The following is a 15,425-nucleotide window of genomic DNA, read 5'->3' on the forward strand; positions in this document are numbered from 1 at the left end:
TTCTTGCACACTTCTCTCGCTCGCCCGCTCGAATAATCCAGGTCCGTCAGCTTTTGGCGCTTATTCAGCAAGTCCTAATTAATAACAGTTAAAAAACATAATGCAACTGTAGGTAAACTCCCAACTACAAGCTTAATAAGTCATTCCCAATGCTTAAATCATTTAATCTAAACTCTCAATATTTCCGACCAAGTTGGAGCATTTTTTATACCTCCAGCCCTGATCCAGCCCTGGGCGGGATATTATTTTCAGGCGCCAGATGTGCAGCTAACTTTGAAAAAATAGCTCGCTGCTAAAAGCATAAGCCCTGTAAGGTTTTTGAAACCGTTCAAAAAAATGTCAGAAGTATTGAAATCTCAAGTTTAAATCGTATAATCTGTCATCTGTCATTAGATAGAATTAGCCAAATATAAAACTTATGAGAGCAACTTGCTGTCTCATCTAAATGTTACAGAATATTAAAATAAATCACAACCTGAGACCAAATTAAAATCGCCAAAAACCCTTGATGTAAAAACGTTTATGTAAACTTACGAAAGTTAATTAAAGGAAATATAAAGATATCAGTGGAACTACGTAAATTAATAGATATAATAGGTGGTACGGACGTGGATCTACTACGGTGATTGGAATAAGGCTGTGAATACTATGCGTACTTTGATTCAGCTCACAACAACGGCAACTCTGGCGGCCTGCCTGCAAGTGAATACAGTGGGTACCGCAAATGCGGCTCGACTTGCCAGCAACTCAACCAGCAATTTCACAAAAGCCCGATCGACCCCCAGAGCTTGGACAGTTGCCCAAACCTCTAGGTTTCCAAATTACCCAAAAGAATACGAACCAGACCCGAACGGGAACCCCAAAAGCGACGGTACGGGGACGCGCTGACCCCAATTTTTCAATCTTCTCTTCGCCCAGATTGAGCAGCAGATTTGTACCAATTGCAATAGTGAATTAATGTGTGCGTAGACCAATCCGGATCGGTGAGGGGATAGTCCACCCGGTAATGACCGCCGCGGCTTTCGGTGCGAAACGCAGCACTTTTGAGAATTAAGTAGCCGATATCCAATAAATTGCCAACTTCTCCCCAATTTCGCAAAATCGAGCTATTTTCCGCCTCAGCAGGGGAAAAATCAACCATTTGGCCGGGCCGTAAATTATCAAGCGTTTGACTCAAAGGCAACGAAGCAAATTCTTGCCGCCAAATCTCAAGTTGGACGATCGCACTTTCCAAATCGCGTTGTCCTCGGCAAATTCCCGCACTCTGCCACACCAAATTAGGCAATTCGACCCGCAACTTTTCGATCGCCTCAATATCCTTTTCAGAAATCGATTTTTCCAAGATTTCCCCTGCATCTAACTCATCTGTGAGTGCCTTGGGCGTTCCACCTTCTAGCTGCAAAAGTCCCATCTGCGCCCCAAAAACCAGACATTCCAGCAGGGAATTGCTCGCCAACCGATTAGCGCCGTGTACCCCCGTGCTCGCAGTTTCTCCCACCGCGTACAAACCCGGAATCGAAGTTTGGTTGAACTTGTCAGCCACAATTCCTCCCATCCAGTAATGGGCTGCGGGTGTCACCGGCACTGGTTCGGAAAAAATATCAATTCCCCAATCAGCGCACACTTGAATAATATTCGGAAACCTGTAGCGGAGTCGATCGACCGCAATCGGTCGCAAATCCAGCCAAACATGAGGTTCCCCCGTCTTTTGCAAGTGACGGAAAATAGCACGGCTGACAACATCCCTAGGGGCGAGTTCCCCGCTGGGGTGAGAGTCAAAAGCAAAGCGATATCCCTTACTGTCAACCAAATGAGCTCCTTCTCCCCGCACCGCTTCGCTAATGAGAAACCGAGGCGCGCCGGCTGTGCTCAGCGCCGTCGGGTGAAACTGCACAAATTCTAAATCTCGCAGCAGCGCCCCGGCGCGCCACGCAATTGCCACCCCGTCCCCGGTACTTACCGACGGATTGGTGGTTTGAGCAAAAACTTGTCCGCCGCCGCCTGTCGCCAGCACTACGGCGCTAGCCTGCAGCCACTTGACTTGTGAGCCGCAAATCGAGCTAATCCCCTGACAGCGCCCGGTTTTGTCTAGCCACAGACTCAAAGCAAAGGCAGGGGATACGAGTTGAATGTTTTTGCGGCTCAATACTTTTGCTGTCAGCGTACTGATAACGGCTTTGCCCGTAGTGTCGGCGGCGTGGAGAACTCGGCGGCGGGAGTGGGCGGCTTCTAGGGTGAGGGCTAAATCTGGGCCGGTGCGATCGAATGCAACACCCATTTTCACGAGGGAGTCAATGCAAGCACCAGCTTCCTCGACTAAAAATTTCACCGCATCCAAATCGCAAAGACCGGCTCCAGCAGCCAGTGTATCCTGAACGTGCAGCGCTGCGGAATCTTCAGGGGCGATCGCTGCGGCAATCCCTCCTTGAGCCCAATCGCTTGCAGAAACAGGCAGGGTATTTTTATTGATCAAGCCCACCTGTAAATGCTCTGGCAGGCAAAGTGCTGTGTACAAACCCGCCGCGCCAGCACCTATTACCAATACGTCAAATTTGTCAGTCATAAGTCGGCCGCCAGTCAATTTTAGATTTTAGATTTTAGATTTTAGATTTTAGAATTGAGTCTACAGATGAATCTGGGGACTTGAACTAATGTCAGTCAAGGGATTTTAGATTTTAGATTTTAGATTTTAGATTTTAGATTTTAGATTTTAGATGAATGAGGGGATCCCGCTTATTTCAATCTAGCGACTTTGCGTCGGCTTTTGCCGAATAGTGGTTGAAAGTAAGTGTTCAGAAATTAAAGGCAGAAGTCATCAGCCTGTAGAAAAGAATCTTTTCTTTCTGCCGAATGCCTTCTGCCCAATTGCGAATGCCTTCAAAGGAGGCCCGCTGCTACCTAGTCGTAGAGACCATTATTCAACCGGTTGTCTCCTTCAATAAAGACTGATTCAACATCAGTTACGGTGAATTTGTCCATGTTAGCTTGCAGCACTTTTTTCTGAGCATCCGTCAAGTCTGAAATATTGAGTACGTCCTCAACTTTTTCGTAAGGAGCATTCTTAATAATTACTCGAGCTAAAGTGGGATACAACCCTCGAAATTCCCGAAAGTCCCGGACGGCGCTGTTGTTCAAATCAAGTTTTTTGCCGTATTCTGTGGCAAGCTTCTCATCGGCGCGATTGGTTCTAGCCGGAACTTCAACAGCTAGGAGCGAGGATGATGGCAAGACGATACGGCTCAAGGTTGCCGCGATCGCACTTTGGTCTCCAGCCCATGCAAAGCAGCCCAGCACTAAGCCCAATACTGCCAATAGACGACCCAATCGTTTCATGAAGTTTTGTCTCCCAATTTCATACACAGCATTTATGTAGAGACTACCATTTTGCTTATGCAGTTTTTCAGATAAATCCGCAATAGGTAGAGGGCTGTTATAAACTTTACATTTTTGTATTGACAAGGCTGACGATATATGATAATGACCGACTTTTAAGCATCGCAGGCCAGTTTATAAAAGGCAGTCCAAATTAAAAACTCGGACTGCTATTTTCAAGGGTTAATTTTGCCCCGCAGCCCATTTTCTAGCTATCGAGAACTATTTTCTTTCCTTTTGAGAAAAGCGTTCAAGTCAGCATAAGTACCAGCGTAAGTCAGGCTGGGAGTTTCGTAACCCTTCAAAGCCACGGTGTGCGGCTCGAAAGCGCCCTGGGCACCCAATTGGGTGAGGTATTTGTAGGTCGTTTCTCCCACAGCGATATCCTTCCCGAGTTGCTTGGTGCAAGATTCCAGGCGAAATGCTGCGTTTACAGTATCTCCCAAGGCGGTATAGTCCGATCGGTCGCTGCTGCCAGAATTTCCCACCATTGCATAACCCGTATTGATTCCCGCCCCGACTCGCAAAGGAAAAGGCAGGGGGTAACGGCTGCTGAGTTCGTCTGTTGCCTTGTGCAGTTCGCTCAAAGCTTGGCAAATCCGCATCATTTCCTCGCTGCTGACACCGCTGGTTTTGTGGAACCAGACGGCCATAATCGCATCGCCGATGTATTTGTCCACCCAACTGCCGTGTTCGCGAATGATCTGTCCTGCTTTGCGGAACCAATTGCCAATGACTTCCGACAGCAGGGTTTCGTCTAGCTGCCTAGTCAAAACAGTAAAGTCTCGGATGTCCATTACCATGACGCTAATCAGGCTACGTACCGTCAAAGTCGCCGTAAAATCATCCGAGTCTGTGTCGTGTATTGGATCGAGCGGCTGGCCCGCGGTTGGGTTGTAGAAGTCCAATTCGGTTTGACCGAAAATAATCCGATCGCCATTTCTGAGAGTGACAGGAATGCTGACCCGCCGCCCGTTGACAAAGGAACCATTGCGGCTGCCCAAGTCGATTAGGTAGAACTCTCCTGTCTCCATTTGCTGTAACATCGCGTGATTACGGGAAATCCAGCGATCGGTCAGTACAAAATTATTGTCATCGCTCCGCCCTACTGTCCAGCAATTGCTGCCGGAGAGCGGCAAGTAGCGATTGCCGCTTTTCTCTGTACGAAGTACCAAATGTGGATTGGCTTGCAAAGTCACCACAGCCCTAAAAACGACATCAAGTCAACCGATTTGAGATTTTAAACTTTAAATTTTAACTTTACCGCGCGGCTTATAACTGAGATTGCTGCTAAAAAACCTCCAATCGGCTGTTCTCAAATCTAAAATTGTTTAGTCGATCGTCGATGCACCAAACCATACAGGATTGCCGAACCACAATTCGATCGCCCGCAAAGGTAGTTATGGTTCGATCATAAGCGAAATTGTCATATTTTTCACCCCAAAGATGTCTCTGGGGAGTTAAATTTGTTGCTTTTTGCGGAAACATAACTCTCTACCCATATTCTACCTAAGCTCACGGCTCCCGCTGCGAGCCAAGTTTTATTTATGCTCAGGGGGCCTAAAAAAACTGATAAATGGCTCCCCGGCTCCGACCGAGAATTGTTAAACACAAGGTATCTTTAAGATTTGTGGCTTAACTTCGGGTTTTTGAAGATATCAACAAAGCCTTTTCCTCGCTGCGGCGGTCAATAAGTTGGAAACACGAGAATTTTATGTTGTCGAAAAGAATTTTGCCTTGTTTGGATGTGAAAGCCGGTCGCGTGGTCAAAGGTGTCAATTTTGTCAACCTTCAGGATGCTGGCGATCCGGTAGAAATGGCTCAGGTTTACAACGATGCCGGTGCTGACGAGTTGGTGTTTCTGGACATTACGGCGACTCACGAAGACCGGAATATTATGATCGATGTGGTGTACCGAACGGCAGATCGAGTATTTATCCCTTTGACGGTGGGCGGTGGCATCCAATCCTTAGACACAATTAAAAGTTTATTGAGGGCGGGCGCTGATAAGGTCAGCATTAATTCGGCGGCGGTGCGCGATCCGAGTTTAATTGACAAAGCCAGCGATCGATTTGGTAATCAGTGCATTGTAGTGGCGATCGACGCTCGCAAACGGCAAGACGCAGATAATCCTGGTTGGGACGTGTACGTGCGCGGAGGGCGAGAAAATACCGGAAAAGATGCGATCGCCTGGGCCAAAGAAGCCGAACAGCGCGGCGCCGGCGAAATTCTGGTGACAAGCATGGACTCTGATGGCACTCAAGCCGGTTACGATTTGGAATTAACTCGAAGCATTGCCGAAATTGTCGAAATTCCCGTCATCGCTTCCGGCGGCGCCGGCAACTGCCACCACATCTACGAAGCCGTGACACAGGGCAAAGCAGAAGCAGCCCTGCTGGCTTCCCTGCTGCATTACGGGCAACTCAGTGTAGGAGAAATTAAAACTTATCTAGCAAAATGTCAAGTTCCCGTGCGACAGCAGCAGCCATTAGTTATTAGTCATTAGTCAGTGGAGAGTCGGGGGCATCTTAATATCTTGCAACATTTTCAACAAATCGCTCTGGGAGTTCACTCAACCGCCCTCTCACAATGCCAACACGCTAAATAAACCTGCCGCCACCCCACAATAATACCCGTTACTGACATTGATACCGCTATGTGAGGCGCATCCGAAGGCACTTATGTAGAATTTTTTTGATTCTACACAAGTGCCTTCTACATAAATGTCTTGGGGCGATCGACGCCAGTGATCTAGAAATATTCCCTGAGAAGGATTTCAAATACCCGCTTTTTCAGCTAAATATTATATGTTAGCTCAATTTGAAAGAGAGCAACGGTTGCTTTTCTCAAACTTGAGTTAAAGATTGTGCAGAATTTGAGTGAGCTTCAGCCTGTTAACAATCTTAGCGATCAAAACTTCTAAAAACGGAGAAATTTTGTATGTCTTTTATCAGCTTTAACCTCCCTGCCAAGCGTTTAGTTCGCACTTTAATAGCTGTTTGTTTTTGTGCCTTGATGTTTGTTTCTAATGCTTTCCCGGCTTTTGCCGTTACCAGCAGCCCCACCAAAGGTGAAGACCAACTTTTGGGTATTGAAAAAGAATCTCAAGAAGCTGTACTGAAAAAACCGATGTCCTTGGAAGAAACTCAAGAAAAAGCCAGCAAAGGGCCCAACGAAGTTCAGGGAGACGCTGACATTGAAAAAATGAAAAATCCTTCCAATACAGAAGCTACATCCTTTGAGCAACAAGTCAAAAAAGCTGTCAGCAAAATTAAAGACTAACTCAGCGCGCAGTAGTCAGCGGACGGTTGTCAGTATAAAAGATTAGGGACACGGCGCGGTGCCGTGTCCCTAGAATTTTTTTTTGTAGAGACACTGCACCGCGCCACCTCCTTTGAAAGGCAGTATCCAATCTAAATTTAGCTTTAGTTTTCAGAGTTGGTCTTAGATGGAATAAAAAAGTGGAAAGGACTTGGCACCTTTCGGCTTTACGAACACTCTTTGCTGGGGCTGCAAGTTCAAGCTATCGAATTTTTCTCTAGTCAAGTTAGCGTTTACTACTTGACCGTCATCTAAGGTTAATTCTACCTGTATTTCCCATCCCAAATGAATCAAGCGACTGATTCTTGCAGGCACTGTTGCACTATTTTCTGTAGTTTCAATTACTACGTCGTGAGGGCGCAAGAAAATCTCTGGGTTGGCTGAGTCAAAGCCGTTGTCTTGAAACATTCTCGAACTGCTGGGCAATACATTGACGGGACCGATAAAACTCATTACGAAAGCACTAGCGGGATGGTCGTAAATTTCTGCGGGTGTGCCTACTTGTTCGATTTTACCTTTATTCATTACTGTAATGTGATCGGCAACTTCCATCGCTTCTTCTTGATCATGCGTCACAAAGACTGTGGTAACGTGAACTTCGTCGTGCAGTCGCCGCAACCAAGCACGCAAGTCTTTGCGAACTTTGGCATCGAGAGCTCCAAAAGGTTCGTCTAACAGTAACACTTTCGGTTCCACAGCCAGGGCCCTGGCGAGGGCCACCCGCTGGCGCTGGCCTCCTGAAAGTTGCGACGGGTATCTATCGCCCAATCCTGCCAATTGCACTAAATTCAACAATTCTTCTACCCGCGATTTGACTTTCGCGGGCGGTGTTTTCTGAATTTGCATCCCGAAAGCGATGTTTTTTCGCACTGTCATGTGCTTGAATAGCGCGTAGTGCTGAAACACGAAGCCAATTTTGCGGTCTTGGACGCTAGTATTGGTCGCATCTTGACCTGTCAGCCAGATTTTGCCAGAGTCGGGCATTTCTAAACCGGCAATCAGTCGCAGCAGTGTAGACTTGCCGGAACCAGACGGGCCCAGCAATGCGACTAGGGAACCCGATTCAATTTCTAAGCTGACTCGATCGAGTGCTTGGAAACTGCCAAACTGTTTTGATACGTTTTCTACAACTATGCCCATAGGTAGGAAGAAGGAAGAGGGAGGAGGGAACAGGGAAGAGGGGAGAGGGAAGAGGGAAGAGGCAGGATACAGGAAGCAAGAGGCAAGAGGCAAGAGGGAAAAATGTTAATCTCCGGTTTGTGGATGGGTTAAGGTAAGTTTTTTTATAGCACGATCGCACATCAGTTTGTTAATTTTAGGGTTTTGGCGATCGGTCAGTCGATTTTAGATTTTAGATTTTAGATTTTAGATTTACTTGCAGCTTGGAATCGGGAAGATGGAACTTTGGTCTAAAATTTTGGGCTCTCCAGGAAAGGAGTCGGGGCTTTGTATCGGTTTTTGGGCGGTGTCAAACAGCCGAAAATTAACAAAAATGCACCTCCAAAACAAAACAACACAATTCTTTGCCACCAAAGTTGGCGTTTGGTACTACAATGCAGCAAAAGTTCAAGCGTTTTTGACTTCAACGGCTGAGGGGATAAAGGAAAATGGGAGATGTTGGACGTGTGCCTGTAGGAATTATCGGCGCTTCAGGGTACGGCGGCGTGCAACTTGTGCGACTGCTGGCGGATCACCCAGCGGCTGAAGTAGTGTATTTGGGCGGGGATAGCAGTGCGGGAAAACCTTTTTCCAGCCTTTATCCGCATTTGACTAACTGCATTGACTTGACAGTGGAGGCGATCGACCTAGACAAAATAGCGGCAAAATGTGAAGTTGTGTTTCTGTCGCTGCCGAACGGTTTAGCTTGCAAAATGGCACCGACGCTGCTTGAAAAAGGCTGCAAAGTATTGGATTTGTCGGCGGACTACAGATTTGAAAATCTGGAAACTTACAAAGCTTGGTACGGCGGCGAACGATTAGACTCCTCAGTGGCTGCAACCGCTGTTTACGGTTTGCCCGAATTGTACCGCGATCGAATTAAAGACGCTCAGTTAGTAGGCTGTGCCGGCTGCTACGTGACTGCTAGTTTATTAGCCCTAGCACCTTTGCTCAAACAAGGCCTCATCGTGCCAGAAACAGCAATTATCGACGCCAAATCCGGTGCTTCTGGAGGGGGCCGCAAAGCCGAAGTTAATCTCTTGTTGGCTGAAGCAGAGGGCTCTCTGGGCGCTTACGGCGTTGGCCGCCACCGCCACACGCCAGAAATCGAGCAAATTTGCAGCGATTTAGCGGGACACGATATTAAAGTTCAGTTTACTCCCCACCTAATTCCGATGGTGCGGGGAATTCTGGCGACTGTGTACGCAACTTTGCGCGATCCGGGTTTGGTGCGAGAAGATTTAATCACAATTTTCACTGCTTTTTACCGCAATTGTCCTTGGGTAAAAGTGTTACCGGCTGGAGTTTACCCGCAAACAAAATGGGCTTGCGGCACAAACCTTTGTTATATCGGCATCGAAGTCGATCCGCGTACTGACAGGGTGATTGTACTGTCGGCGATCGACAATTTAATTAAGGGACAAGCCGGTCAAGGCATCCAGTGCATGAACTTGATGATGGGCTGGGAAGAAACTTTGGGTTTGCCACAATTGGCTTTCTATCCTTAATTGGTAATTGGGCATTGGGCATTGGGCATTGGGCATTGGTGATGAAAATTAAAAACTAACCGATTACCGATTACCAATTACCCATTCCCAATTACCGATTACCAATTACCCATTCCCAATTACCGATTACCAAGTGTTATTTAGGTCCGTAACCGATCGACCCAGCATAAATTGCCCGATCGCCCAATTGATCCTCAATCCGTAACAAACGGTTGTATTTGGCAACTCGTTCGCTGCGACACAAAGAACCAGTCTTGATTTGGCCGGCGCGAGTCGCTACTGCTAAATCGGCAATTGTGGTATCTTCAGTTTCACCGGAACGGTGGCTGATGACGGCTCGATAGCTGTTCCGTTTGCCGAGGTCGATCGTATCCAAAGTCTCCGTCAAAGAACCAATTTGATTCAGCTTAATCAAAATCGAATTGCTAGCTTTCAAATCAATTCCTTTTTGCAGCCGCGTGCGATTAGTAACAAACAAATCGTCACCAACCAATTGAACTTTGCTGCCCATTTTCTGCGTCAGCGCTACCCAACTGTCCCAATCGTCTTCATGCAAACCATCTTCAATCGAAACAATGGGATATTGACTCACCAAACCATCCAAATAATCGATTAATTCTGCCGGCGAATGAGCCACACCGTCGTAAGTGTACTGCCCATCTTTGTAAAATTCGCTAGCAGCAACATCCAAAGCTAAAGCAACTTGTTCACCTGGTTTGTAGCCAGCTTTTTCAATAGCTGCAATCAACAAATCCAAAGCTGCTTGATTGGATTTAAGATTAGGCGCAAAACCGCCTTCATCACCCACACCAGTTAGCAAACCCTCAGCTTTTAAGACTTTACTCAAGGATTCAAATACCTCTGCACCCCAGCGTAAAGCTTCTTTAAAAGAAGGCGCACCCACAGGGACAATCATAAATTCTTGAATGTCCACATTATTGTTAGCGTGAGAACCCCCGTTGATCACGTTCATCAGTGGTACGGGCAAAACGTTCGCCAAGGGCCCGCCCAAGTAGCGGTAAAGGGGGAGTCCTAAAGTCTCGGCAGCCGCCTTTGCTGTGGCTAAGGAGACTCCGAGAATGGCATTTGCGCCGAGGTGGGATTTGTTGGGGGAACCGTCCAACTCAATCATGGTTTGGTCTACCAGTGCTTGGTCGATCGCATCTAGATTAGCCAAAGCGGGGGCAATTTTGTGTTCGACGTTAGCAACGGCTTTTAGGACTCCTTTGCCGCCGTAACGGGTTTTGTCATCATCGCGGAGTTCGTGGGCTTCAAAAGAGCCTGTAGAGGCACCGCTGGGGACTTGGGCGATCCCCACAACGCCGTTGGCTAGGTAAACTTCCGCTTCAATGGTGGGGCGACCGCGGGAGTCGAGGATTTCTCTGGCTTGAATAGATTCGATCGCAGTGTCTAGCATATTAATTATTCCGAACTTAACTCAAGGTTTCATGACAATTAGCAGTCTCTGGGTTTTCCCACGCTGACTGCTGACGGGTAATAGAGTACGCGATCCCCAGAATTATTGGTACACAGTTCAAAATATTTGCGGATTTGGACGAGCAGACTCGTGTCAATAAGCTAAACTTGTTGAATAAAGACCTCCGGCAAGTTTGACAATAATTTGATTGTTTTAACCCCAGATTCCCGCAGATTTCTTAATTGCAACCTTTGTTAAAATCAGAATGTCACCAAAGTCAATCAAAAAAGGAGAAACCTAAGATGTTAGAAACAAATCTCCAAGAAATTAGAGCATTAGCTGAAAATTCAGACCCAATTATTGCTGATCCCCCAAACATCCAATTACTCACAGGGCCATTGCCAAATCCAGGCAGCGACCCCAACTTTTTTGACTTAACTCCCAATGACGACGCAGTTCAATTAGCCAACGGAATTCTGCGGAATACTCCCGGCGGTTTGCGGGCTTTAGATGGTAACGATTTTGTCAGAGGTTCAGGTGGTGCGGAACTGATGAACGGTAACAGCGGCATAGATACTTTAATCGGAGGCTGCGGTAACGATACGATTCGCGGCGGCCAAGATTTTGACATTCTTTATGGAGAATGTGGCAGCGATTTACTCAGTGGCAATCAAGGTGGTGACGTAGCCTATGGAGGCACGGGCAATGACTTTATTCGGGGGGGTCAAGGGAGTGATGCTTTAGTCGGAGATAGCGGTAACGATACTCTGATTGGTGATGCTGGAGTCGATAGACTTTGGGGAAAAGAAGGCGCAGATTTGTTTGTAATTAGAAGAGAAACCGGGGCAACTTCGCGGGAATTTGGTTCCGAGCAATCCCCTCCAATTGGAACTTTTCCTTTGAATACAGAAGAAGTGCCAGCAGATTTTATACTCGATTACAATCCGCTCGAAGGAGATGTAATTGGATTGGCGGGAGGACTGACGCGAAACGATCTTGTTTTGACCGAAAGGTTTGCCACAATTGGTGATGCCAGAGATTACGACAGCAGGGGGCCTATTCCTCCGGGATCGATTATAACTACTGAGTTTAGATTTTTAAACACTAAGGCGACGGTGATTCGGGAAGCGAGTACCGGAAATATCTTGGGTTTAGTTAAGGATGTTTCGCCAAGTCAACTTCAGTTTACCTCTGTGTCTGACGGGGCGATCGCCCTGGGATAATCCCAACCCGTAAGGTGCGCATTGCGCACCCTACAAACTTTAAGATTGCCAAAAATCCACGACATCATATCCCATTTCGGTGAGCATTTGCCGCAGCAGAGGTAAGCTCAAACCGATCACATTTGTGTGACATCCTTCGATTTGTTCCACAAAAAAGCCGCCTTTACCTTCGAGTGCAAAACAGCCTGCACAGGCGAGGGGCTCTCCGGTAGCGACGTAAGCCGCTATTTGGCGCGAGGTAACTTCCGCAAAATGAACTTTTGTAACTTGACAGCGAATGAGCGATCGCGACCTTGCCTCACCCAAGTCATCGAATTTAGTATCAATTAAAGCATGACCCGTATACAGTTCGCCCACCTTACCGCGCATTTTCTGCCAGCGCGAGATTGCTTCTTCGGCATCCTTGGGTTTGCCGTGAATTTCGCCATCTATGAGCAAAATTGAATCGCATCCCAAAACCAAACAAGATTTGGGATTAGGAATTTGCGGGTGAGAATTAGCCAGCAAAAACTTAGCTACCGCCTCAGCTTTTCCCTCCGCTAAAACCTGCACTAATTTATTGGCATCCCTCATTTGTATTTGCCCTTCATCAAAGTCGCTGGGGCAAATCACAGCTTGAATTCCGGCATTTTCTAGGAGGCGACGGCGCGCTGGAGAAGCTGAAGCTAATACAAAAGTGGGAATTTTCATAAGTTAAGAAGGAAGAAGGAAGAAGGAAGAAGGAAGAAGGAAGAGGTAAGAAGGAAGAAAAATAAACTATTCCCCATCCCCAAGACCCATGCCCCATTCCCAATTACTTTTTAAACCTAATAAACAGAGAAAGATTTAACAACTTTCTCAAAAGCTTCTTTTACCTTGGGCCAGCGTTCTTCGGTAGTGGAAACGTTAAGAGTAAAAAGTTTGCCGCGGCTGACGGCTACACTCGCTAAGTTGTGGCGTTCTTGGTTTGGCAACTTAACGGCATATTCTAATATGTAATAGTTTTTCGATCGCGATTCACGAGCTTCTGCATTGACTAATTCAGCTTCACGGCCGGAATCACTCGGGGCGATCGCACTTTTGCTGAGCTTGTATCCCACATCCGTCGGCGTTCCCAAATCCGCCAGAGTTTTGTCCTTCGCGACTGGACTGATTACCACGCTGACGTTCTCGGTTTGCTGAATCAAATCGCGGAACACCACATCGGGCCCGTTAGAAACCGCGATCGGCAGCCAGCCGTTAGGATAAAGAAATTGATAGCCATCGCCAGTATCAACGTAGCTTTTGAGTCCAGTGACTTTAGACACACAACCGGTCAAGGTGAGGCTTAGAACAACCAGAAGTATTGCCGCAATTCGTTTGAGCATTCTTTTTACGGGTAGGGTAAAACAAAAATATTTAATTTTAATTGTCTCACCAAACCTTGCCCCTCAAAATAGTTAAGCTATGGATCGCCGTTTGTGTACCGCCAGCGATCCATAGCCATATAGTTTAATTGTTAACAAAATCATTACAGGTGAGTCAGCCAGCTAATCAGCCCGTGCTTGGTCGAAACTTCTAAAGCCAAGAGAGAAACAAAGCCAATCATGGCAAGGCGGCCGTTTAAGCGTTCGGCGTAGGGGGTAAAGCCAGTGCGGGGTTCGTCATCGACGTATACTTGCGGCTCGATCGCAAAATTGTTCATTTTGCCTTGGTCGTCCAGCATTAAGCCTCTGTTACTCATGTTTTTTTTCCTAAATGGTTTTTAGTGTACTGTAAATAAATGTAACAGACTTGTGAAGATATGTAAAGGATTGTGAGAAATTTTTTTTAAATACCTCGATCTGACACCAGTTTAAAAAAAAATGCAACTGTATGCAAGCTCTAAACCCTTATATACTCAGTCATTCCCAAATCTAAAATCTAAAATCTAAAATGGTATGACTGTGGGTAGACTCAGGGCCCCAGAGGGGGGAGGATAGAGTGGAGAGGCACAAAAGTCGATGGTGTATGGCAAATCCAGTCTGGGTTTGACAAAAATTGTGGAACGGAGGAAAAATTTATGCGGGCCAGTCTGGAAATGCGGTGGTTTTATAGCGGTGCACTGCCAAAATCGATCAATCAATGGTTTGGAAGCGAGAGTCTCGGCGCGTATCTTTCGCCTCCTGAAGAGCGGGAAGACATATATTTGCTAGTACCTAACTGCGACTACTTGGGAGTGAAGCTGCGTGGGAAAACCTTGGAGGTAAAGTGGCGTCAGGCAGAGTTGGGGACGATGCAGTTCGCCAATCGCTGGGAAGGCAAAGCCGAGAAGTGGCTGAAGTGGGTTTGTGCGGACACGATGGCGCCGATACCGGCGGATATTGTGGCGACCGGAAAGTGGGTGGGAGTCAAGAAAAAGCGAGCGCAGCGTCTTTATCAAGTTTCGGCCCCTGGTTCCCTGATGTCTGTGCCTGTGGAAGCCCCAATTCCCCAAGGTTGCACCGTGGAACTTACTCAGTTGAACATTAATGGCAGCGCCTGGTGGACTTTGGGATTTGAAGCGTTTGGCAGCGAAAGTTGTTTGACAGAAAGCCTGCAAACAGTTGCTAGTTGGACTAGCAAGAGTTATCAGGCCCAAAAGTTGAAAGCTGAGGATTCTTCTGCTTATCCGATTTGGCTGGGCAGCAAGTAATATCAAATCCGGCAATAATACCTCCTGTATTCTTTAGTCCTCCTCTGCTGGGACGAGAAGCAAGTGTAGACGTGGTTTCAACCGCCGAGTCTGGCCGTCCTGGACGCCACTGGCATATATGGTAAGGTGTTCTACTACCGGAAATCTTCAATAATCTTTCAATAACGATGTCTGACGCACCTGAGATGTTGCACCATTTTCAATTAGGTTTTTTACGGGCGGGCAGGATGCCCACCCACAAGAAAACTCACTCTTTGTGGAACAGGCATCTTGCCTGTTCTTGAGAATGGTGCAAGATGCACCCTAAAAATCGATCGTCCTGTGACAGTTGGCCTTAGTCTTATCTGATAGAGGGGGTATGAAACTGTAAGCTAATTTCTACCCAAATATAGACAAATATTACTGATTGTCCACTTCTTGAATCAATTCATCAACAATTCCTCTAAGCCGTTCTTGCCAGTTAGGAACGGCTTTAAGCTTTTCTCTAACTCCAGGCAATACTTTGAACTGCACGGGAACCTTATCATACGCCACTTTGTTATCAGGCTTAAATTTTATTCTAGACATATTGTCAAACTTCTAATTAATCTGGTATACTAGAAAATATAAACCATTTGAGTGGTCGAGTCAAATGCAATTAGTAGAGAAACACGTCATTAGCCGACAGCATAAATTTTGGAACGAGTGTGACCATTTAGCTTTACAGTCCAAGCATCTTTACCAAGAAAATGGGTCTAAAGCCCGGTCCTTTTAGGACGGCTTTAATTTCCCCAGAACTGTGATAGAGTGTTTTA

The 15,425-nt window shown here is 46.7% G+C and carries 16 protein-coding genes; 6 read left to right on the forward strand and 10 right to left on the reverse strand.

What is annotated here, in order from left to right:
• Positions 1-648: 648 nt before the first annotated feature.
• The gene (locus tag QUA74_RS28025) at positions 649-888 is read left to right on the forward strand and encodes a hypothetical protein (protein WP_333335646.1); all 240 of its coding nucleotides are present in this window, start codon (positions 649-651) and stop codon (positions 886-888) included.
• Between the two features lie 10 nt (positions 889-898).
• Here QUA74_RS28025 and nadB read toward each other — a convergent pair whose 3' ends face one another.
• The 4 genes from nadB to QUA74_RS28045 form a co-directional block, all read right to left on the reverse strand.
• Positions 899-2,563: an L-aspartate oxidase gene (nadB, locus tag QUA74_RS28030; protein ID WP_333335647.1), complete on the reverse strand. Its 1,665-nt coding sequence runs from the start codon at positions 2,561-2,563 to the stop codon at positions 899-901.
• Between the two features lie 335 nt (positions 2,564-2,898).
• The gene (gene psbU / locus QUA74_RS28035) at positions 2,899-3,333 is read right to left on the reverse strand and encodes a photosystem II complex extrinsic protein PsbU (RefSeq protein ID WP_333335650.1); all 435 of its coding nucleotides are present in this window, start codon (positions 3,331-3,333) and stop codon (positions 2,899-2,901) included.
• A gap of 251 nt (positions 3,334-3,584) precedes the next feature.
• Complete coding sequence (locus tag QUA74_RS28040) at positions 3,585-4,574, reverse strand: adenylate/guanylate cyclase domain-containing protein (RefSeq protein ID WP_333335653.1); 990 nt, start codon at positions 4,572-4,574, stop codon at positions 3,585-3,587.
• An 88-nt stretch (positions 4,575-4,662) separates the two neighbouring features.
• Positions 4,663-4,860 carry a hypothetical protein gene (locus tag QUA74_RS28045; protein ID WP_333335656.1) on the reverse strand — a complete coding sequence of 66 codons (198 nt, stop codon included), beginning with the start codon at positions 4,858-4,860 and terminating at the stop codon, positions 4,663-4,665.
• A 226-nt stretch (positions 4,861-5,086) separates the two neighbouring features.
• Between QUA74_RS28045 and hisF the strand changes: the two genes are divergently transcribed.
• Positions 5,087-5,878, forward strand: coding sequence for an imidazole glycerol phosphate synthase subunit HisF (gene hisF / locus QUA74_RS28050; protein ID WP_333335659.1), 792 nt, complete (start codon positions 5,087-5,089; stop codon positions 5,876-5,878).
• Positions 5,879-6,312: 434 nt separating this feature from the next.
• Entirely contained in the window at positions 6,313-6,654 is a 342-nt protein-coding gene (locus tag QUA74_RS28055; protein WP_333335662.1) for a low temperature-induced protein, read from the forward strand.
• A 162-nt stretch (positions 6,655-6,816) separates the two neighbouring features.
• On the opposite strand, the gene QUA74_RS28060 is transcribed toward QUA74_RS28055, so the two are convergent.
• Complete coding sequence (locus QUA74_RS28060; protein ID WP_333335664.1) at positions 6,817-7,833, reverse strand: sulfate/molybdate ABC transporter ATP-binding protein; 1,017 nt, start codon at positions 7,831-7,833, stop codon at positions 6,817-6,819.
• 467 nt (positions 7,834-8,300) lie between these two features.
• On the opposite strand from QUA74_RS28060, the gene argC reads away from it, so the two are divergent.
• Positions 8,301-9,359: an N-acetyl-gamma-glutamyl-phosphate reductase gene (argC, locus tag QUA74_RS28065; protein WP_333335667.1), complete on the forward strand. Its 1,059-nt coding sequence runs from the start codon at positions 8,301-8,303 to the stop codon at positions 9,357-9,359.
• Between the two features lie 136 nt (positions 9,360-9,495).
• Here the strand turns inward: argC and eno are convergent, their stop codons facing one another.
• Positions 9,496-10,776, reverse strand: coding sequence for a phosphopyruvate hydratase (gene eno / locus QUA74_RS28070; RefSeq protein ID WP_445302180.1), 1,281 nt, complete (start codon positions 10,774-10,776; stop codon positions 9,496-9,498).
• A 302-nt stretch (positions 10,777-11,078) separates the two neighbouring features.
• Between eno and QUA74_RS28075 the strand changes: the two genes are divergently transcribed.
• Positions 11,079-11,999: a calcium-binding protein gene (locus QUA74_RS28075; protein ID WP_333335670.1), complete on the forward strand. Its 921-nt coding sequence runs from the start codon at positions 11,079-11,081 to the stop codon at positions 11,997-11,999.
• 39 nt (positions 12,000-12,038) lie between these two features.
• Here QUA74_RS28075 and QUA74_RS28080 read toward each other — a convergent pair whose 3' ends face one another.
• The 3 genes from QUA74_RS28080 to QUA74_RS28090 all read right to left on the reverse strand — a co-directional run bounded on the left by QUA74_RS28080 (position 12,039) and on the right by QUA74_RS28090 (position 13,701).
• Complete coding sequence (locus QUA74_RS28080; protein WP_333335672.1) at positions 12,039-12,689, reverse strand: nucleoside triphosphate pyrophosphatase; 651 nt, start codon at positions 12,687-12,689, stop codon at positions 12,039-12,041.
• 116 nt (positions 12,690-12,805) lie between these two features.
• The gene (gene psbP / locus QUA74_RS28085) at positions 12,806-13,345 is read right to left on the reverse strand and encodes a photosystem II reaction center PsbP (RefSeq protein ID WP_333060047.1); all 540 of its coding nucleotides are present in this window, start codon (positions 13,343-13,345) and stop codon (positions 12,806-12,808) included.
• 143 nt (positions 13,346-13,488) lie between these two features.
• On the reverse strand, positions 13,489-13,701 hold the full coding sequence (locus QUA74_RS28090; RefSeq protein WP_190659021.1) for a high light inducible protein: 213 nt from the start codon (positions 13,699-13,701) through the stop codon (positions 13,489-13,491).
• Between the two features lie 318 nt (positions 13,702-14,019).
• Here QUA74_RS28090 and QUA74_RS28095 point away from each other — a divergent pair, with 318 nt between their 5' ends.
• On the forward strand, positions 14,020-14,631 hold the full coding sequence (locus QUA74_RS28095; protein ID WP_333335675.1) for a hypothetical protein: 612 nt from the start codon (positions 14,020-14,022) through the stop codon (positions 14,629-14,631).
• A 399-nt stretch (positions 14,632-15,030) separates the two neighbouring features.
• On the opposite strand, the gene QUA74_RS28100 is transcribed toward QUA74_RS28095, so the two are convergent.
• Positions 15,031-15,198, reverse strand: coding sequence for a hypothetical protein (locus QUA74_RS28100; RefSeq protein WP_333335678.1), 168 nt, complete (start codon positions 15,196-15,198; stop codon positions 15,031-15,033).
• Positions 15,199-15,425: the final 227 nt, after the last annotated feature.

The organism is Microcoleus sp. LAD1_D3 (assembly GCF_036702135.1).
Lineage (GTDB): Bacteria > Cyanobacteriota > Cyanobacteriia > Cyanobacteriales > Microcoleaceae > Microcoleus.